The organism is Paenibacillus sp. FSL P4-0081 (assembly GCF_000758565.1).
In the GTDB taxonomy this organism is placed as follows: Bacteria; Bacillota; Bacilli; order Paenibacillales; family Paenibacillaceae; genus Paenibacillus_AQ; species Paenibacillus_AQ phytohabitans.
In genome coordinates, this window is the sequence record NZ_CP009280.1 from 3,749,290 (window position 1) to 3,768,982 (window position 19,693).

Here is a 19,693-nt window from a genome sequence, read left to right on the forward strand (position 1 = left end):
AGACTGCTCTGCAGTTAGTGGGATAAACAATAGATAAGGATGGCCTGCTGCAGATAGATCAGGCTTTTCTTGAATCCGAAGCCGGCAAAATAAGGCGAAGCAATCGCATCTTCACTTACTTCCTCATTGCGGAAGAATGGGGGGCAAGGATTTAAGATGGCATCCGGTTTGGCAGACTTCATCCGCTCAAGGGTAATTTGATAGGCGCCAAGATACTCCTGGGTCAGGCATGTCACTGGCAAAGAATCGGTAAGAATAACGTCGCTCTCCGGCAGAATGCTGTCCAGACTGGTGTGAAACGCATAATTAGGGTTCTCTGTCCCCATCTCTTTGCCTGCCGTGCATACATGATTGAAAGAGAGGTCAAGAGCCTTGGCGGCTTCCATCCAGCTTCTGGATATATTGCCTGCCGGACCTACGAAGGTGTAGGTCAGTTCCCGGTAGTTATCTCTGATGGAGCGCAGGGCGTACAGGTCAGCCAGAATCTCACAGGGGTGATTGTGCGCTGTCATGGCATTAATGACTGGAATCGAGGCGTGCGCCGACAGCTCTTCCAGCTTGGACAACTCGGGATATCTGGCGATAATCCCGTCACCCCAGTTCTCCAGATAGCGGATCATATCGCCGGGAGATTCTTTCTTGTCCAGGGCTTCCGGCGGAAATGTAATATAGGCTCCGCCGAGGTCCCTGATGCCTTTCTCGAAGCTGATCCGGGTCCGCAGACTGGTATCGGGGAAGAAGAGAATCATCGTTTTTCCTTCAAGTAAAGGCTCCGGGCTTCTGTAACGAAGCTGATCGGTTAATTCAAATATTTCAAGGATCTGCTCAGCGGTGAGCTGGCTTATATCCAGAAAATGCATCGTGGTATCCCTCCTTGGCACAGGTATATTCATTACAGTAACTGTATAAATATACATTAGTGCGGAAGGATATACAAACCAATATTTGCTAAAAAAGTTACGGGTTTTGTATCAGCCGGATATGCCAATAGCAATGGCCGGAGAAAGTTCAGGGTCAAGCAGCCTCATTAGCTGAAGGAGATTAGACTCCGACATGGCAATGCATCCGGCAGTAGGCTTGCCAGCGGCTCTCCAGATATGCAGGAAGATAGCGCTGCCTTTGCCGGACACAACCGGATCATCGTTATATTTCAGAATGATAGCGTATTTATATAGGGGCTGCTGGAGCCGCTCATAAGACCGCCAGCGCTGATCCGGATTGCCGGCATAATTCACCCATTGATTGTACTGGCTGGATAACGGATCATCGACCCAGTAATCCTGATTAGACGTTCTTGTATAGAAGATACGAAGTCCGCCGGGATTCATTGCTGATCCGAAACCTGAGCCGAGGCGGTAGATACCGGAGGGGGTCCGCCCGTCACCTTCCTTGGTTTTGCCGATGCCCTTGCTGCCCAAGGTGACGGGTATTCCTGAGAGGACGGATTGCCATTGCCCGCCAGCTTTCTGATAAAGAGAGAGCTGACCGGTCTGGGAATGGATGGACTTCGCTTCGACAACAACCATCTGCTGGCTATGTATAACATCTGCCTTGTAGGGCCAGGAAGCGGCGAAGCCGGCTGCAGAGGACCGGGGAGACCAGGTGGCGCAGCTTAAGAACAGGAAGAAGAGAGACAATAACCAGATGGCTGGTTGTACGGAAATCCGCGGTTTAATATTATGGCAACGCATAGCTCAGCCCCCTTTGTCTTCTTATTACCTCTGGAGGACTGAGGGGAATCGGCTGGATAATGGAATGTTTTATAGAATAATATGTAATCGAAGAGCAGTCTGTACAAATGACACATGACAATATTGACGATCAATAGAAAAAATGACATAAGATAACATTCTTGATTATTTGTCTCTTGGTTGGCTGTTCCATCCCGGTGCTCCATAAGTTAATAATCACATTTTCAAACGAATGAAAGTTGTAGGGCGATTCTTAGGATTTCCTCAATCTGTTCTCACGGCTTTGACCAAGCGCCCGATAAACTGAATGGGGAGGAGGGTATCCTGGGGATTCTTGGAGAAAGCCGAGTTTACGACAATTACTAGATCAAGGTCGGGTACGAGGGTCAAATATTGGCCGGCATAACCCATACCGAAAATGGCCTTATGTCCGCTGTACTGATTTATCCACCAATGTAAACCATAATTACCAAAATTAATATTTCCCTCCGAATGCGGAGTGGTCGTATCCTGGATCCATGCCTCCGATACAATGCGTTTACCATTCCATATGCCATGGTTAAGCACCAATTGGCCAATCTTCGCTAGATCCCTTGGCTTCATCTTCAGTCCGAAACCACCTGAATTCGAATCGTCCGGTGAACTAGGCCACTCTACGCTATTAATGTCGAGAGGACCTAACAGATGCTCCTTGGCAAAATCGAGTTCGGATTTTCCAGTCGTTTTTCTGATAATCGCCGCCAGCAATTGGGAACCGCCCGTATTATAGTTCCAAGTAATACCTGGGGCGTCATCCATTGATTGGCTAAGTATAAATTGGTTCCAATCCTTGGTCTCTGTCATAGGTTTGAGCATATAGTTCCACTCAGTCCATTCCGGGAAATGCAAGCCACTTGTCATACTGAGCAGATGCTCCATGGTAATGAATTTCTTAGCTGATGAATCGAAGAAATCTTTATATTCGGGAAAAAATGCCTCGATCGGCTCATTAATTCCTTTCAGATAGCCTTTATCGATAGCTATCCCGATTAAGAGCGAAGTCACGCTCTTAGTGATGGAGTTTACAGCCAGCATAGAATCCGGCATGCCATCCTTATAATACTCGGAGACGATTGTGCCGTCTCTAACAACCAGCATGGAAAGAACCGCCGATTTCTTGGCAAGTTGCATCACTGCCTCGATTTCCTTGGAATCCATCTCAACCTGCTCTGGAGTGCCGATCTGCCACTCCCCATTAGGCAAGCTAATCACCTTGGAGCTGTTGAGGGATGGCACGGAGGTTGAGGACTTTTCGGAAGAGCAAGCGGAAGTGGCAAGGATCAGACAAAATGCCCCAGCCACCATGGCCAGCTTAGCAAAGCTGAATAATTTGTTCATAGAGTAACACACCCCTTAAATTTATAATTCGAACTCCCTTATGGTAGTGTAATGGGCGTGTATCGTCTTCCAATTTCTTGCTAACGAATTAACAATTCTTGCTATAATAAAAAAAGACTGAATCTATGAATAGGAAAAAGGAAAGGAGGGAAACGGATAGTGGCAGCAAAAGCCTTGGAATTGGAATACCGGTACCGGATCAACCATGTCGTCAACTACATGGAAGAGCATCTTACGGAGCCATTAACCCTTGAAGAAGTATCGGACGTGAGTGCCTACTCACCCTATCACTTTCATCGGGTGTTTAAAACGGTGATGGATGAGAATGTGCACGGGTTTATCCAGCGGATCCGCATTGAGAAGGCAATTAAGCTGTTATTGTTTCATCCAGGTAGAAGTATAACTGATATCGCCTTGGATTGCGGTCTGCAAACTCAGGCCCACTTTTGCAGAGTATTCCGCAAGCATACCGGTCTGAGCGCTTCTGAATACCGGGACAGATTTCGTCTGCGGACGATCGCAGAACGGTTTAGGGCTAAAGTCACCTTAGAGAAGTCCACCGAACTGTCCTGCAAGCTGGCAGAGCTTCCGATCGAGATTCGGAGCCTTGCTCCGATGAATACGATCTATGCCCGATATAGGGGGACTATCAATGAAGGAAGGATTAATTCGGATATTACAGGGCTCTTTGAGCATGTAGCCTCATGGTTGGTCGCGAGAGAAGCCTTGAATAAAGACAGCTTAACTGTCGGACTCATCTTAGACGACCCTTACATCACGCCGGATGGCAGACACAGGTACGATGCTTGTATTACAACGGAGCACCGGATGACACCGACTGGCGATCTGGGTGTCCGGACGATTCCCGGTGGCAAGTACGCCCTTGTGCAGTTGAAAGACAGACCGGATAGGGTGAGAGATCTGCTCCACTTAGTCTCCACCGAGTGGCTTCCTCTAAGCCCGTATGTATGGGACGTCACGAGACCAGCCCTGGAAATTTTCTTCCCCAACTCGCTTGACCATACGGCAGGACAGTGGGAAATGGAATTTGGCATCCCTGTTAAACTAAATGAAGCCGGCTTCTGAGGTATCACGTACTGACGGTATTCCGTTGTGGCGGTAACGCCTGCCTATACTCCAGCTGTTTCGGGCAGGAGGTGATTATAGTCTAGCGCTGAAGAGCGACGGTACCGTTTAGTTACTCAGATTCCTGGTATTTCGTGCGCGATTTCCAATTCTTGCGGTGAATGCAACAGTTTGCACTTTTGGGGTACAGACATGTCCAATCTTGGGGGGGGAATGCTTACAGGATTACAATTATTATATAGTTCGCTAAACGTTATCTATCAAAACAGCGACAGCTAAGGACAGGAAATAGCGTCCTTGACTGTCGCTGTTTTGATTTCGGAGCTCAGTCCAATCCTTTATTTTAAGCTGACAACAGTAGTGCTATAACCCCAGCGTACTGCCTTTTTCCAGCCGCCGGATCTGCTGTTCGCCGCTATCCGCCAGTTCCCGGAACTGGTTGATCGTCTCCCGCATCTTGGGGAGGGCTTCCTGCTTATAGGTGCTGATAGAATCAAGCGCAGACAGGACATCTGTGAACGCCTGCTTCAAGGTGTCAGCGGAAATACTGGTTTCGAGCGATTGCTTGTGAATGGCCGCGCCCTGGTCTTTCAACATTTTGGAGGTGCCGCTGATCAGGTTGTTGGTGGTCTGGTTCAGCAGCTCGATCTTTTTGAGTACGATCCTCTGATTGTATAAGGCACTTGCGACCGTAACCGAAATTTTGAGCGCAGATACCGTGACGTTCCGTGCTCTGTCCACACCGCGGATCAGCTCTTTGTTGTTGCGTATTACGACTTCAATGGCCATGATCCCCTGCTGATTGACCACCAGCATCTGCTGCAGATCCATTACCCTCTGACGTAACGGGAATAGGACTTCTTCGGTGATGAACCGGATTTTATCCTCGTCTTCACTGCGCTGCTTAGCCGCCTCAATCTGCGTCTCGATCTCCTGATCCATCAGGATGCCGAGCTGAATTTCCTTTTTCAGCCGTTTAGTCAGCTCCCGCAGAGTCTGTTGCTCAATCTCTAAGGTGATATTGTCATTTTTCAGCACGCTTTTGCCTTTATCCAGAGACAGAATGATATCGGAGATGACACTATCCGCCTTCTGGTATTTGGCGAAGTAATTACGCAAGGGATGGAAGAACTTGCCCAGGAAGCCGCTTTTGGCGAAATCAACTGCACTCGGGTCCAGATCCTTCAGCTGGAGATGCAGCTCTGTTAATCCCTTGGCGACCTGGCCGCCTTCATCACCGGTCTTGGAGAGATTACCTACAGATACCTGCAGGAGCGAATTCTTCTCCGAAGAGGAGCGCATGGTGCCCATCCCGAAGCTGTCAATCGACTGCAGCACTGATTTGCGTTTCTCCAGTGAATCGAAATCCAGGGCAAGAATATTGGATACATTATTGACCGCCTGTTCCTTCAGCTGCGTAACTTCCTCCGGCTCCGTCTGCACCTGCTCTTCGACGGCCTCTTTCAGCTTCTCAGGGCTGGGAATTTCCATTGAGAATGACATGGGAACCCTCCTTCGGGATTATGGGACTTACATTTGCACATTGAGCAGATTGCCGATTTTGTAGACCACATCTTCAGTATCTGCATTGATATTAGCCGCCTCGTTGATGCTTGAAATGCTCTCCAGCGCCTTGATGTTGGCGTTATATCCAATTGTATATACGGGGATTTTGTAGCTCTCAATCAATCCTCTGATCTCATCCAATGAATGTCCTTCGTTCGTCTCCCCGTCGCTAAGCACGAAGATCAGCGGTTTCATCTCCGGATGCAGCGCGAGCTCCTCCTTCAGCATCTTCATGGCCACGACCATTCCGTCAAAAGTAGCCGTCCCCCCGGCAGCCTGCAGGCTATTGATCGCCCCAACGAACATGGACTGCTGATTGGTGTCGTATTTGCCGATCGGCAGATTAATCGTCACATCACTGGAGTAGGAGACAAACCCGATGCTGTTGTCCTTGCCCAGAAACTTCTGGCCCTTCAGCAGCGATTCCTTGAGCCGGTTCAGCGGTTCCCCGGCCATGCTGCCCGATACATCAGCAACAAATACTGCGGCAATCGGTTTGCTGCCGTCTTTTTTCTCCTTCCATAGCTTCTGGGCTGAGGAGAGGAGGGAGCCGTCCACCGGAGCCAGCTCGGACTTGTAATCATTCAGACCGTTAAAGCCTCTGTCTGAGGCTGCTGTCTGGTATTTGTCCTGCACGGCAAATTCGGCGAACTTGCGGATGATCTCCAGCTTCTCTTTTGGCAAATCACCCAGTGCATAGAGTGGACTGTCATGCCGTACCCCGAAGGGGGTAAACACATAACCGCTTGTCAGATCTGCCGCATTGACATACGTCTGATATTCCAGCACAAAAGCATCCAGCATGCCCGACTTCGCTGCGTCCCGCATCTGCAGGGTAGTGGAGGCAATGAAAGGCACATTCGCCTGGAACTTCTCAAAGCCTTGAACCGCCTTGTCCCCAAGCAGATCCGTACTGTCGAACGTGCCCAGTGCAGTCACGAGGAAATTCAATCCCGTGGAGCTGGCAAAAGGATCAGTGTAGCCCATCGCGAGCTCATTCGCTGCAATGGCATCGGTGATCGTCTTCACATTAATCGAGCCGTATTTGCCGACCAGCTGATCATATTTCTGCTTGCTCATGACCACCCCGGCCACATTGCCGGCCAGCCGCTCAGATACAAGTTCCGCTGAGATGCCGCTTGCCTTGACCATTTCACCCCATAGCTCATTGGACGGAGTGTAGGCGTCTGGCACATATTTGCCGGACCGGATATAATCTGCGGCTGTGCCTGATGCAATATTACGGATGCTGACCGAGACGGGCTTGCCGTCCACGAGGATACCCGCAGCGTTGAAGTCATTGGCCACTTCATTCAGCCAGCCGTCGTTGCCGGTGCCGGATTTCTCGGTCGAGGAGAAAATTTCGGCATAGCTGTCCGTTGTGCTGTTCACAGAAAGCGGGAATTTGGAGATATCGGGCAATGAATCGCCGACTGCTGCCGGATCAAGATCAATTTGCCCTTTTACAGGTGCGGTACTGCTCACGTTAATATCTTTATAGATCCTGTTCAGCCTTTTATCCGCATCTTCTGCAGAGATCTCTGTCTTGGATTTGCCCAAGTTCGCGGTCAGGCTGATTCCGAAGTAGACAAGCGCAAAGACGGACACGGCGATGAGGCCAAGTACGATGAATGTTTTGCCTTTCCCGGCCATAATCATCTTCCTTTCGTTACTGATAGAGTTTCGTCTGCCCGATCAGGGCGGTCAGCTCCTGCATGCAGGGCATTTCCAGAGCGGCGTCATAATCAGCACTTCCGAGCCGGGAGATCTCCAGCAGCAGCTGGTCCAGCTTCAGCAGAATCTCTTCGTTTGCTGCCAGACAGCCTTTGACATGGGTGAAATATTCGTTGAACAAGGCGTTTTTCTTCTGGATGAATGTACTTGTGAATCTGCCGGAGTTAATTGTACCCGTAAATTGCGAGAACTCGGCGGCATCGAATACGCTTAGCTTATTCAGAATACTGCGGATATTCAGATACAGGAGCTTCTCCACTTCTTGAATCACTGTGTGGAACTTCCGGAAACTGAGCTCCTCCCGCCCGAAACGCCCGGCAAGAACATTCAGCAGCGTCAGCTTTTTTTTATCCACCCGCTCCAGCTGATCCAGGGCCAGGGCGACATCCTCTTTCAGTACCCTCACATTACGGTAGCGGTTAAGTTCAGCTATATAGTCTTCCCGTGAATCGAGAGGAGGGACAGCGGGAACAATTGCCCGTTTGAAGAGCAGGGTATAACTCCCGTAGAGCAGAATCAGCAGGCTGACAACGAGCAGGGTTACCCCTGTTGCAGTTTCAAGAGCACTGGACCCGCCGATAGCTATTCCCAGCAGTCCTGGCGATAAGATAGCAATGTTCAGAATGACGACTCCGGCAATTACGCCCAGCAGCTTCACAGGTCCGGAACTATTCAGGATTAACACCCCCTCCAAGAGTATATTTAGCTACTGCGCCTTTTGATTCGTAAATGGAGAGAAATACTGTGCATGTAACGTTTAGCATGTTGGGATTTTACATTTCCCCGCTGTGCTGTACTAATAATTGGAAGTATACTAGTCTAGTGGATAGGATAATTATGGGAAAAGAAGAGTGCAAGGGGGAAAAGACTTTGCTTTTACGTAAAACAGTAATTCAGCTCATAGTATGTATACTGGTGGTGTCCGTATTCCTGCCTTCCGGCAAGGAAGCAGCTGCGGCGCCTGCGTTAAAAGTGGTAAGTGCATCCGGCGGTTCTGCGCATGGAATTGCGGCCTGGAGCGACGGGACAGTGACCGGCTGGGGATACAACAAACAAGGCCAGGTCGGCGACGGTACCAGCATTAATCAGTACGTTCCCAGAAGAGTGGAGGGTCTAAGCGGTATCGTGCAGGTGGCGGCAGGCGGGAATACATCCTTCGCGCTCAGCGGGGGCGGTGAGGTATGGGGCTGGGGTCAAGCCTACAGCAGCTTCATTCCGAATGACCCCATTCTGCCCGATCAAAGAAGGGGAGGTCCGGTTAAGCTCGAAGGTCTTCAGGACGTTTCATTCCTGACTACGGACGGCTCTAAGGGAATTGCTGTAAAAAGAGACGGGACCGCAATGCTATGGTATCCGTCCTATGATCAGGCTGACAGCACGCTGGTGCAGATCCGGTATCTAGCGCTTGAAGGCGTTTCAGGAATTAAATCCGCTGTGATTAATGGTAACGATGCGTTGTTTCTTACCGGGGCTGGCAGTGTGAAGCAGGTGAGCCTCTATAACAGTGTCCTGAACCGGATGCGCCTTGAGGGTGATCCGGTCAGTATAGGAACGCTGGCTTCATCCTCTATAACAAGTATGGCAGCCTCCCAAGGTGAGGTGTTCCTGCTCCGAAGCGACGGCCAGATCCTGCGCTGGAACAAGGGGCTTCAAGCGACGTCACCCGTTGCCAATCTTAACGGCGTCTATCAGCTGCAGGCGGGATTCTACCGGCTCTATGTACTGAAGAAGAATGGGACAGTCTGGCAATGGAATTACAACTCAGGAGCGCAGGTTAAACCGTTTCAGGTAAAAGACGGAGCCGGCATCACCAACATTTGGGGAAGCAGCGGGAACTTCGGATTTGCCCAGCGCAAAGAGGGTGCTTTTCTCGGTTGGGGGGAAGGTTTTGACTCGGGACTTGCGACTGGCAGCGGTACGACAACCAGGGATGAAGAGGGTTATGTCCTGGCGCCGGTCCAGCATCCGCTAACTTTCGCCGTGAACGGGAAGCCGTTATATTTCTATGGAACCGCAGCAGTGATTGACGGCAAACTGTATGTTCCGTTGACCAGTGTATTCAAGGCGCTTGGTGTACAGGTCAGCAGGGGGATATCCAATCCGGATCCGAAGCTCGGCAATTATCATTTCACTGTCTGGTCCTTTGTTTACGGGAATTCGACGATTCAGGTTAAGGTCAGCGATCCGCTCGAATTGTATATCAATGGCAAGAAATCAGGCCGTGAGTTTAAAATAGGCAGCTTGCCCGATAGCACAATGTTCCCGCTGGAGGATATCTGCGGGATTCTGGGTATAGGCCAGCAATGGAATAAAGTCACAGGTGAAGTGAAGCTGGGGACTGCAGCAGCCCAATAAGATGAGTGCTGCTGGCACGTTGAACGGGCTGGGTTTCAGTTCTGGACATTCCGGTCTACAAGTTGTAAACTGAACTCAGTTGAGTCTACAATTTGTAGACCGAAAGGGCTGAATAACTTGAGGAAAAATGCATTAACGGATATGGAGTCCAAATTCGCAGATTTAATCTGGAGCCATGAGCCGGTTCCTTCAGGCGATCTCGTGAAGCTGTGCGAGACTGAACTGAACTGGAAGAAATCAACAACGTATACGATGTTGAAGCGTTTGGAGAGCAAAGGCATATGTGAGAACCGGAATGGTATAGTCACGGCAATATTGAATAAAGAGGATTTCTACGCCGAACAGAGCAAGCGGTTCGTGGAGGAGACCTTCGAGGGCTCCTTGCCCAGGTTTCTGGCGGCGTTCACCAGGAGCCGGAAGCTTAGTGACAGCGAAGTAGATGCCTTTGTGAAGCTAATCAAGGAGCATAAGGAGGAATAGCCGTGGATCAGCTGTTGGAACACCTGATGAAGATGACTATTACAGGCAGCCACTGTATTGTAATTGTAATCCTTATGCGGCTGCTGCTCCGCAGAGTTCCCAAGATTTATTCCTACGCACTATGGTCGATAGTCTTGTTCCGGCTCGTCTGCCCGTTCTCCTTCGAGAGTGCCATCAGTCTTATTCCGGCGGAGGCGCAACAGATTTCAGTGAAATTGACGGCTTCACAAGCTGCTGCAGGGGCAGTCCTGCCGGATTCCCGGTCCGCTCAAGTCCTGCAGATACCGGAGGAGAGCCAAGGTGCTGCAAGCCTGCAGCCAGTGAATGCTGTATCACAGTCAGTGACTGCTACAGCTCAATCTGCAGACAGCCCGGCTTCCGGTAATCCGTGGGCCCAGACTGCGCTGTATATTTGGCTTACCGGGATTGGCATTATGCTTGTACACAGTCTGACTGCCACAATCCGCCTGAGACGCAGGCTGGAGAACGCTCGGCTCATATCCGGGAACATCTACGAAACCAGGCGGATCTCAACCCCGTTTGTCTCAGGTATGCTGAGACCGCGGATTTATCTTCCCCCCGGTCTGCAGGATCAGGAGCGGGCTTATATCATCAAGCATGAGCAGGTGCATATCCGCAGATTTGACCATATCATCAAGCCTCTAGCCTATGCAGTACTCTGTATCCACTGGTTCAATCCGCTGGTCTGGCTCGCATTCTTCCTGATGAGCGAGGATATGGAGAAATCCTGCGATGAGAGTGTAATCCGGCAGCTGGGCAGCGGAATCAAGCAGGATTATTCGCTTTCGCTGTTAGCTTTGTCAACCGGGAGACGATTTACCTACGGCTCGCCGCTTGCTTTTGGAGAGAGTGGTACGAAAGGACGGATCCGCAATATTTTACATTACCGCAAACCCGCATTCTGGGTAGTCCTGCTCTGTATTGCCGGAACCGCCGGCATTAGCGTGGGACTGCTTGGCAACCCCAGACAGCAGGCAGAATTCACTGAAAGGGATTACGCAGAACAATACATTAAGGCGAATATCGCCTCCTATCAAAGAGCGGTGCCGGATCTAACTTTTGAGAATAGCACCATCACTACATTTGAGCGCATCGGTGAATTCGCCCACCTGCTGGATACGCCTGTGCAGCTTTGGGCTTTGGAATACAGGCTGAAGCCGGATGATGCAGACAAATTAATGCAGCTGGGAAATATAAATATAGAAGACGGAATGCTTACCGAAGACGGGAGTATGGGCAAGCCGATACTTGTATTCTCCTATCAGGATTCTATACCGGAGTATCTGGGGGAGATCAGGAGCGGGGAGAACGACATGTCCCGGCCGGCCGGTCAGGAAACAGCTCTCCGCAAGTTCTTTGAAGGGAAAGGCATGCTTCCGCATGAGACATTCAGCGGCAATCATATCCTGGTCAAATTTATTTTGACCGCTGGTGAGACCAGCCAGCTGTTATTATCCCAGCCTGTGAAGCAGGGAGAGCAAGGTATCTGGACCGTCGAACGCTGGATGGATACGCGCGGCAATGAGTATTACGAAACACCGGAGACGGAAGAGACTCTGGCTGCATACTATGCCGGCCTGCAGGCGGGAGCTGATGCGGGGACGGAACAGGCATGGCTTGACCCGCTTCAGGTGGCGGTTCAATATATCAGAACTGAACTGGGCCAGCCGGTATCCAGAGACAATCTTGTAGTAGATTATGAGGCAACTGCCGCAGATTTTGCAATTGCACCTGTGAGCAGCTTCCTTGGTTACGTTACAGGTCTTGCCATGGACAGCGACACATTGAATTTGGATCAGGTGGAGTGGCTGACGCTTGAAGATTCTGAACGTTTTGCCGCCCTGGGTATCACGGAGGAGGATCTGCCGGGAGGATTCTATATCCTCAACAAATATAAGATTAACGATCTCTACACTGTCACGGCGGAAACGGAGTATAAGCTGATAGACCGTGTGAATCCCGGATCGCTCCAAAGCGTCAGCAAAGCGGAGTTTATTGCGTATTATGAGCAGTTTACCGGCTTCGCCCCTCCATGTATGATTACGATAAGCAATAACACGGTTAATACCGTCACAGAGGTTTATGTTCCGTAACACCACAAATTTTAAGAATTAAGGGTTGACGCCAGCTCACTTGACGTGTAACATATGAACAGTCGTCAACCCGATAATTACATATTGTTCTCGTATAACCTCGCAGCCATCAGGTACATCAGGGCGAGGGTTTCTACAGGAAGCCTACTCTTCCTAACTACGATGATAAGGACTTTGTTACACAGGTCCCTATCCCGGAGTTAGGATTATTTGCGTGTTGCGGCCGACACAACAGAGATTCAGGAGGCATAATTGAAATGAAAGATATGAAATACTTAATCTCCGTGCTCATAGGTGCTATGAGCTACGGCATTTTATCCACAATCGTCGTATTAGCATACGGAGAAGGCTATAAGCTGGGCGAAGTTGTTGGTACCCAGCTGCTGACCGGCTGCATTCTCGCCTGGCTGCTGGCCTTATATACCAAGGTTAGAGAGAACCGCAAACAGCACAGCCGTACCAATACTGCGGCCACGGCTGCTGTCAGCAAGGCTCCGGCCATGAAGCTGGCCTGGAAGCACAGATTGCTGCTAATGCTCGCCGGCGCGCCAACAGTGGTTACCGGTCTGCTGTACTACCAGTCCCTCCGGTATATTCCGGCGTCGCTCGCCATTATTCTCCTGTTCCAGTTCACCTGGATCAGCGTGCTGATCCAGGCTGTAAGCAAACGTCAGCGCCCCGATAAGATCACTGTGCTAACCTTGATCCTGCTGTTCGGGGGAACGCTGCTGGCAGCCGGAATTCTGAATCAGGGAGCTGCCGAGTTTAACGCACTCGGGCTTATGCTCGGGCTGTTATCTGCAGTAAGCTATTCCATGTTCATTATCTTCAGCGGCAAAGCCGTTCCGGCTGCGCATCCGGCTTACCGTAGCGCCTGGATGGTTACCGGCGGCCTGCTGCTGCTGTTCATCCTGTTCCCGCCATACTTCCTGTTTAACGGTTTGCTGTGGAGTCAGCTGCTGCTGTTCGGCTTCCTGCTTGGATTGTTCGGCGCCTTTATCCCGCCAGTCCTGTTCGCCATCGGTGTTCCGCATATTGGCGGAGGCATGGCTGGTATTCTGGGTGCTGCTGAACTGCCGGTTGCCGTGCTGCTGTCCTCGTTCGTACTGCATGAGCATGTGAGCGGCCTGCAGTGGACCGGAGTGGTTCTGGTGCTGATCGGAGTCGTACTGCCGGAGCTGTATAAGCTGCGCTGGGGGAATTCCCGGTCGGTCACTTCATCATCCGTTTAAGTTCTTATTCAACAGTAACATGAAGCAGAGGATTAATTTCCGTATTACCCGGAAATCAATCCTCTGCTTATTTACATACGAAGAATGTTCCAATCATCCGGGCGGAACAATCGTTCATTGAAAGCGCAAACATTTTTGTTGCCAAAAGTGAAATAGAGTGCTATTCTGAATTTGGGATTGTTACTGAAAAGGCAAAACCCAAAACATGGTCACGTGTTTTGGGTTTTGCCTTTCTTTATGTTAAGGCCTGCGGGACGCCGCGGGAATCCTTGATTAATCCGTCTACATCCTGTATTGATGAATGAAATTCGGGATAAAGGAGGGCAGAGGGTTGATTATCGAAAAAATTTTCAATAATAATGCCATTATTGCCAAGGATTCAGGCAAAGATGAGCTGGTGGTCATGGGACGCGGCATCGGATTCAAGAAGAACGCCGGCGATCCGGTGGATATATCCCTGATTGAGAAGACGTTTGTACTGAAGCAGAATGATGCTTCGGAGAAATTCAAAGCATTAATGGCAGATGCGCCCGCCGAATATGTAGCTTTAAGCTACGATATTATCGAATATGCCAAGCATTCCCTGAAGGTGCGCCTAAGCGATTATATCTATGTTACATTAACGGATCATTTGACCCATGCACTTAGGCTCTGGGACCAGGGGATCCGCAATACCAATCCGCTCATCTGGGAGATACAGCGCTGTTATCCCAAGGAATATGGTATCGCACTTCAAGCCTTGCAGATCATTGAGGGTTATACCCGCATCCGCCTGCCGGAGGATGAAGCCGGCAATATTGCCCTGCATCTGATCAATGCGCAAATAAACAGCTCCGGTCATAGAATTGCTGATGTCACCAGACAGACGCAACAGATCGATGACATTCTCAATATTGTTAAGTATTCCTATAACAACGAGATTGATGAGAGTTCGGTCAGCTATGAACGGTTCATTAAGCATCTGCGGTATTTTTTTCAGCGGTCACGCAAGAAGGAAGCGGTGGAGTCGGTTGATGATTTTCTGCTTAAGCAGGTACGGACCAAATACAAAAAGGCGCATAGCTGTGTACTCAAAATTGAGCAGTACCTGGACACCCGGCTTCTGGATGAGGAAAGACTGTACTTGACGATTCACATTCAGCGGGTAACACAAAGACAAACTGAATAAAACCTTTGGATTGTTACTGGTCATGCAGGCGAAACCAAATCGGCAGAATATTGCCGTGTGGTTTCGTTTTTTGTTTTTTAATCGGGAATGGGAGGGTTTAGGATGAAATATGATGCACTCGCGAATGAAATTATCAGGAATGTCGGCGGCAAAGAAAATGTTAACGGATTAACCCACTGTGTGACCCGTCTGCGCTTCAAACTTAAGAACGACACACTGGCGAACACAGATGTGCTGAAAAATATGGATGGAATCGTTACAGTCATCCAGAGCGGCGGCCAATATCAGGTTGTCATCGGCAATCATGTATCTGAGGTCTATGCCCAGGTTATGGCTGCTGGCGGATTCCAGGAAGACGGGTCAGAGGCAGCCACGGCCGGTAAAACAAGCCTGTTCAACAGGTTTATCGATATGATCTCAGGGGTATTCTCTCCGACGCTTGGTGTGCTGTGCGCAACAGGAATGATTAAGGGGTTCACTGCCCTGTTTGTGACGCTGGGACTGATTACGAATACTTCGGGTACCTACCAGATTCTTAATGCGCTTGGGGACTGCCTGTTCTATTTCTTCCCGATTTTCCTCGGGTATACGTCGGCGAAGAAGTTTGGCGCCAACATCTTTATCGGAATGGCTATTGGTGCTACATTGGTGTATCCGACATTTAGCAGCACCATGGCAACCGGCGAGCCGCTCTATACGCTGTTTAGCGGAACGCTGTTTGAATCCCCGGTGTACATTACGTTCCTGGGAATCCCGGTAATCCTGATGTCGTATACCTCCAGCGTTATTCCGATCATCATCTCAACCTTTGTAGGCTCTAAGCTGGAAAGCTTCTTCAAGAAAGTGATTCCGAGTGTGGTGCGCACCTTCCTGGTTCCGTTCTTCACCCTGCTCGTCACCGTTCCGCTGGCACTGATTGCGATTGGTCCAATCTCCACGTGGGCAGGACAACTGCTGGGAGAGGGAACCTTGTTCCTCTACAATCTCAGTCCGGTTATTGAAGGCTTGCTGGTTGGCGCGTTCTGGCAGGTATTCGTCATCTTCGGCCTGCACTGGGGTCTGGTTCCGATTGCGCTCAACAACATGGCTGTGCTGAAATCCGATCCGATTCTGGCAGCTTCCTTCGGGGCTTCCTTTGCCCAGACCGGTGCCGTGCTGGCCATTCTGCTGCGGACTAAGAACGTCAAGCTCAAGTCATTGTCTATACCGGCCGTCATTTCAGGGATCTTCGGTGTTACCGAGCCCGCTATTTACGGGATTACGCTGCCGCGCAAGAAGCCGTTTGTCTTAAGCTGTATCGCTGCAGCAGTCGGGGGCGGTATTGTCGGTCTGATGGGCACCAAGGGCTATATTCTCGGCGGTCTGGGCATCTTCGGCATCCCAAGCTATATCAGTCCGGACGGTATGGATAAAGGCTTCTACGGCGCAATTGCGGCGATTGTAATCAGCTTCATTCTAGGTTTTATTCTGGTATTCTTCTCCGGATTTAAGGATGAAGAGGCTGCAGAGAGCAAGAGCACAGGCACCCCGCGCAATACGCTGGTGAAGCAGGAGACTGTGGGAAGTCCGCTGAAGGGCCAGGTCCGAGCGCTGTCCGAGCTGACAGACGAAGCTTTCTCTACAGGAGCCATGGGTAAGGGCATCGCGATTGAGCCGCTGGAAGGCAAAGTATACTCACCGGTAGACGGGGTACTGACCACATTGTTTGCATCCGGGCATGCCATAGGGATCACCAGTGATAACGGGGTCGATATTCTGATTCATGTGGGCAAGGATACCGTCAAATTAAAGGGCAAATACTTCACCCCAAAGGCCAAGCAAGGAGATCTGGTCAAAAAAGGCCAGCTGCTGATGGAGTTTGATGTAGCGGCGATCAGAGAGGCCGGCTATACCCTGACCACACCGGTCATTATTTCAAATTCCGCCGAGTATCTCGATGTGATTGAGACGGACCTGAAGAGCATTGATTACAGGGAGAATCTGCTGACTGTCATGATCTGATCTGTGCAAAGAAACCCCAAACGAGGAGGAACTATAATGAGCACAATGTACAAAAGTTTTCCGGAGGATTTCCTGTGGGGCGGCGCAACCGCTGCCAATCAGCTGGAGGGCGGATTCGATGCTGGAGGCAAGGGATTAAGCACTGCCGATGTGATTACCGCCGGAACGCATACAGTATCCAGAAGAATTACCCCGGTATTGGAAGCCGGTTCTAATTATCCGAGCCATGAGGCAGTGGATTTCTATCACCGCTACAAGGAGGATATCGCTTTGTTTGCCGAAATGGGCTTCAAAGTATTCCGCTTGTCCATCGCCTGGTCACGGATTTTCCCGAATGGGGATGATGCGCAGCCGAATGAGGAGGGTCTTCAATTCTACGATCAGGTCTTTGCCGAACTCAAAAAGCATCAGATCGAACCGCTGGTAACGATCTCCCATTTTGAAGCCCCTTTCCACCTGGCTGAAGCCTATAACGGGTGGGCCGACCGCAGAACGATTGACTTCTATGTCCGTTATTGTGAAGTGATCTTCAACAGATACAGGGACAGTGTGAAATACTGGCTGACCTTCAACGAAATCAATATTCTGACGATGCCGTTCGGAACATTCATGGCAGGAGCGATCATGCCGCAGGGCAATGCAGAGCTCGGCACTTCGGCAATCGGCGACAATGAGCAACTGCGTTATCAGGCGCTGCATCACCAGTTCCTCGCGAGCGCCAAAGCCGTGAAGCTGGGGCATGAGATCAATGAGAAGTTCCAGATCGGCTGCATGATTGCCTACATGTGTTCTTACCCGCTGACCTGTAATCCGGAAGACGTTCTGCTGGCGCAGCAAAAGGATAATCTGAGCAATTTCCTCTGCTCGGATGTACAGGTCAGAGGTGCATATCCGGGCTTCGCCACAAGATATTTCAAGGAGAAGAATATTAAGCTTCAGCAGGAGGAGGACGACGAGCAGACGCTGCGGGAAGGCTGTGTAGATTTCTACACCTTCAGCTACTATTCATCCACCTGCGTGAGCGCAGCGCCGGATCAGGAGGCTATCGGCGGCAATCTGTCGATGGGGCTGAAGAATCCATATCTGCAGGCGAGCGCATGGGAATGGCAGATAGACCCGCAAGGGCTCAGATGGTCCCTGAACCATATTTACAACCGTTATGGCATTCCTATGATGGTAGTGGAGAATGGACTTGGCGCTGTAGAAACCGTTGAAGCGGACGGTTCAATCCAAGACGGTTACCGGATCGATTATTTGCGGGAACATGTCAAGACCATGGGTGAAGCGCTGGAGGACGGGGTAGAATTGATCGGCTACACTCCGTGGGGCTGCATTGACCTGGTCAGTGCAGGAACAGGCGAAATGAAGAAGCGCTACGGATTCATCTACGTCGACAAGGACAATGAAGGGAACGGCACACTGGCCAGATCCCGCAAAGACAGCTTTTACTGGTACAAGAATGTAATCGCCAGCAGCGGAACACAGCTGGATTAATCAGGCTATCAGCAATGAGTTCATAAGCATAGCAGCCAAACAAGTGCTTCTGCACTGCTTGGCTGCTATTTGATTTTGTAACGAGCATGCTTGCACAAGATGAAGATTCGGACTCGGCCCATTCTTGATGAAAACGATCATTATCGCCCTGATCGGGCTGCCTTCAGCTATTCCGGTGATTCAGTTCGGACTCCCAAGCAGCCAGTTCATGGCTTTTGGGACAGCTCCTTTTTGTTGTGTATGAGCTCTTTAGTCCAGGCGGCACGGGATTTTTCATCAGTCCTTGCTGCTGCACACGGCGATATAATTCAGGTCCTTGCCGGTTGTATTGAAGAAGGTATACATCTTCTTGAACTGGGCGCGGTTTTCTTTTTTGAGTGCATTCTTGAAAATACGCAGTGTACCGGGGACGCCTTCATCACGAATCATGCCTTTAACACTCATCAGCGACATGGTGCCTGTAGAATGTTCGATCTTCTTGAATCCGGTGGAGTTGAACAGTCCTTCCCACTCTGCCACAGGCAGCGGCTCTACATTAATATGAATTGTCCGGCGCAGCTCCGCCAGCTCCCCGGCCATGTTATTCTTCGCAAAAGTGATGTCATGCGTAAGCAGAACCCCGCCCGGCTTCAGCACACGGAAATATTCAGCTACAGCCTTCTGCTTCGCCGCCTGATTCAGCATGGTCAGCATCGCTTCGTTAATGACGACGTCGAAGCTGTTATCCTCAAAAGGCAGCTTCATCGCATTGGCCTGTCTGACCTGAATGTACCCCTCCAGATTGGCATCTCTAATATTCTTCTCAGCCTTCTCAAGTGCCCTGGGGTCCATATCAATCCCGGTAATCTGGCACTTATACTCCCGCGCAAGCTGGATAGAGGTGGTACACATGTTGCAGGCCACTTCCAGCACACGGCTGTCTTTAGTCAGCTTCGCATGCCGGATCAACCAGTTCGTAGCAGCGACACCGCCGGGACGCAGCCGCTTTTTACCCAGTTTGGCCAGGAAATTATGCCCTACTTCCTTTTTCAACATGTCTCAGCTCCTTCTTCTCCGGTTTGACCACAATCAGCAGCATTTGGAAGGCTTCGGTAGCATACAGCGCATGGGGAATATTAGCCGGCAAAATGATCGTTTCTCCTGCCAGCACCGTGTAGGGTTTATCCGCAATGGTGATCTGAGCCTCGCCCGACAGAATATTCACCATGGCATCGCCCGGGGAGGAGTGGCCGCCAATCGATGAGCCTTTATCCAGGGAGATCAGTGTCATGGCGAGACTGGAGCGCTGTACCAGGGTCAGGCTCGATACCTGCTGCTCCTCCACCGTAATGATCTTCCGTAAATCCATAACTTCAGCTTGCGGCAATCTTTTAATATAGTGTTCTTGCTCCATAT

At 50.4% G+C, this 19,693-nt stretch carries 16 protein-coding genes and 1 riboswitch; of the genes, 8 read left to right on the forward strand and 8 right to left on the reverse strand.

The features are described 5' to 3' along the window. Positions 1-14: 14 nt before the first annotated feature. From P40081_RS15965 to P40081_RS15975, 3 genes are all read right to left on the reverse strand, one after another. Positions 15-860, reverse strand: coding sequence for an ornithine carbamoyltransferase (locus P40081_RS15965; RefSeq protein ID WP_042136811.1), 846 nt, complete (start codon positions 858-860; stop codon positions 15-17). Between the two features lie 111 nt (positions 861-971). Further along, positions 972-1,691 (reverse strand): L,D-transpeptidase family protein, encoded by a 720-nt coding sequence (locus tag P40081_RS15970; protein ID WP_231575367.1) that lies wholly within the window; start codon positions 1,689-1,691, stop codon positions 972-974. Positions 1,692-1,955: 264 nt separating this feature from the next. Next, complete coding sequence (locus tag P40081_RS15975; protein ID WP_052421847.1) at positions 1,956-3,068, reverse strand: serine hydrolase domain-containing protein; 1,113 nt, start codon at positions 3,066-3,068, stop codon at positions 1,956-1,958. Positions 3,069-3,227: 159 nt separating this feature from the next. Here P40081_RS15975 and P40081_RS15980 point away from each other — a divergent pair, with 159 nt between their 5' ends. Next, the gene (locus P40081_RS15980) at positions 3,228-4,154 is read left to right on the forward strand and encodes an AraC family transcriptional regulator (RefSeq protein WP_052421848.1); all 927 of its coding nucleotides are present in this window, start codon (positions 3,228-3,230) and stop codon (positions 4,152-4,154) included. A 363-nt stretch (positions 4,155-4,517) separates the two neighbouring features. Here P40081_RS15980 and P40081_RS15985 read toward each other — a convergent pair whose 3' ends face one another. Genes P40081_RS15985 through P40081_RS15995 form a run of 3 tightly spaced genes read right to left on the reverse strand, consistent with a single transcriptional unit; the run spans position 4,518 to position 8,139 of the window. Beyond that, the gene (locus tag P40081_RS15985) at positions 4,518-5,657 is read right to left on the reverse strand and encodes a toxic anion resistance protein (protein ID WP_042136815.1); all 1,140 of its coding nucleotides are present in this window, start codon (positions 5,655-5,657) and stop codon (positions 4,518-4,520) included. A 27-nt stretch (positions 5,658-5,684) separates the two neighbouring features. Beyond that, positions 5,685-7,373 carry a vWA domain-containing protein gene (locus P40081_RS15990; RefSeq protein WP_042136818.1) on the reverse strand — a complete coding sequence of 563 codons (1,689 nt, stop codon included), beginning with the start codon at positions 7,371-7,373 and terminating at the stop codon, positions 5,685-5,687. A 16-nt stretch (positions 7,374-7,389) separates the two neighbouring features. Beyond that, positions 7,390-8,139 (reverse strand): hypothetical protein, encoded by a 750-nt coding sequence (locus tag P40081_RS15995; RefSeq protein ID WP_231575368.1) that lies wholly within the window; start codon positions 8,137-8,139, stop codon positions 7,390-7,392. A 185-nt stretch (positions 8,140-8,324) separates the two neighbouring features. Here P40081_RS15995 and P40081_RS16000 point away from each other — a divergent pair, with 185 nt between their 5' ends. From P40081_RS16000 to P40081_RS16030, 7 genes are all read left to right on the forward strand, one after another. Further along, positions 8,325-9,809, forward strand: coding sequence for a stalk domain-containing protein (locus P40081_RS16000; RefSeq protein WP_052421849.1), 1,485 nt, complete (start codon positions 8,325-8,327; stop codon positions 9,807-9,809). A 117-nt stretch (positions 9,810-9,926) separates the two neighbouring features. Then, a complete protein-coding gene (locus P40081_RS16005) occupies positions 9,927-10,289 on the forward strand; it encodes a BlaI/MecI/CopY family transcriptional regulator (protein WP_042136820.1) in 363 nt (120 codons plus the stop codon). Positions 10,290-10,291: 2 nt separating this feature from the next. Continuing rightward, positions 10,292-12,403 carry a M56 family metallopeptidase gene (locus P40081_RS36430; RefSeq protein WP_052421850.1) on the forward strand — a complete coding sequence of 704 codons (2,112 nt, stop codon included), beginning with the start codon at positions 10,292-10,294 and terminating at the stop codon, positions 12,401-12,403. A gap of 70 nt (positions 12,404-12,473) precedes the next feature. After that, positions 12,474-12,583: riboswitch (purine riboswitch) on the forward strand. Between the two features lie 86 nt (positions 12,584-12,669). Further along, positions 12,670-13,635 (forward strand): EamA family transporter, encoded by a 966-nt coding sequence (locus P40081_RS16015; protein ID WP_042141130.1) that lies wholly within the window; start codon positions 12,670-12,672, stop codon positions 13,633-13,635. Between the two features lie 331 nt (positions 13,636-13,966). Further along, the gene (licT, locus tag P40081_RS16020) at positions 13,967-14,803 is read left to right on the forward strand and encodes a BglG family transcription antiterminator LicT (protein ID WP_042136822.1); all 837 of its coding nucleotides are present in this window, start codon (positions 13,967-13,969) and stop codon (positions 14,801-14,803) included. A 102-nt stretch (positions 14,804-14,905) separates the two neighbouring features. Continuing rightward, positions 14,906-16,804, forward strand: coding sequence for a beta-glucoside-specific PTS transporter subunit IIABC (locus P40081_RS16025; protein WP_042136825.1), 1,899 nt, complete (start codon positions 14,906-14,908; stop codon positions 16,802-16,804). Between the two features lie 45 nt (positions 16,805-16,849). Beyond that, entirely contained in the window at positions 16,850-18,298 is a 1,449-nt protein-coding gene (locus tag P40081_RS16030; protein WP_442950227.1) for a 6-phospho-beta-glucosidase, read from the forward strand. A gap of 276 nt (positions 18,299-18,574) precedes the next feature. Here P40081_RS16030 and P40081_RS16035 read toward each other — a convergent pair whose 3' ends face one another. Further along, positions 18,575-19,330, reverse strand: a complete 756-nt coding sequence (locus P40081_RS16035) for a methyltransferase domain-containing protein (RefSeq protein ID WP_197074394.1) — start codon at positions 19,328-19,330, stop codon at positions 18,575-18,577. Next, positions 19,308-19,691 carry a cupin domain-containing protein gene (locus P40081_RS16040; RefSeq protein WP_042136830.1) on the reverse strand — a complete coding sequence of 128 codons (384 nt, stop codon included), beginning with the start codon at positions 19,689-19,691 and terminating at the stop codon, positions 19,308-19,310. The genes P40081_RS16035 and P40081_RS16040 overlap by 23 nt, the downstream gene beginning before the upstream one ends. Positions 19,692-19,693: the final 2 nt, after the last annotated feature.

What these genes read in the sequence shown, in the direction of transcription:
- P40081_RS15965 (WP_042136811.1), bottom strand. Translation starts at nt 860, where the DNA reads ATGCATTTTCTGGATATAAGCCAGCTCACCGCTGAGCAGATCCTTGAA.
- P40081_RS15985 (WP_042136815.1), bottom strand. Translation starts at nt 5,657, where the DNA reads ATGTCATTCTCAATGGAAATTCCCAGCCCTGAGAAGCTGAAAGAGGCC.
- P40081_RS16030 (WP_442950227.1), top strand. Translation starts at nt 16,850, where the DNA reads ATGTACAAAAGTTTTCCGGAGGATTTCCTGTGGGGCGGCGCAACCGCT.
- P40081_RS15990 (WP_042136818.1), bottom strand. Translation starts at nt 7,373, where the DNA reads ATGGCCGGGAAAGGCAAAACATTCATCGTACTTGGCCTCATCGCCGTG.
- P40081_RS15975 (WP_052421847.1), bottom strand. Translation starts at nt 3,068, where the DNA reads ATGAACAAATTATTCAGCTTTGCTAAGCTGGCCATGGTGGCTGGGGCA.
- P40081_RS16015 (WP_042141130.1), top strand. Translation starts at nt 12,670, where the DNA reads ATGAAATACTTAATCTCCGTGCTCATAGGTGCTATGAGCTACGGCATT.
- P40081_RS16040 (WP_042136830.1), bottom strand. Translation starts at nt 19,691, where the DNA reads ATGGAGCAAGAACACTATATTAAAAGATTGCCGCAAGCTGAAGTTATG.
- P40081_RS15970 (WP_231575367.1), bottom strand. Translation starts at nt 1,691, where the DNA reads ATGCGTTGCCATAATATTAAACCGCGGATTTCCGTACAACCAGCCATC.
- P40081_RS16025 (WP_042136825.1), top strand. Translation starts at nt 14,906, where the DNA reads ATGAAATATGATGCACTCGCGAATGAAATTATCAGGAATGTCGGCGGC.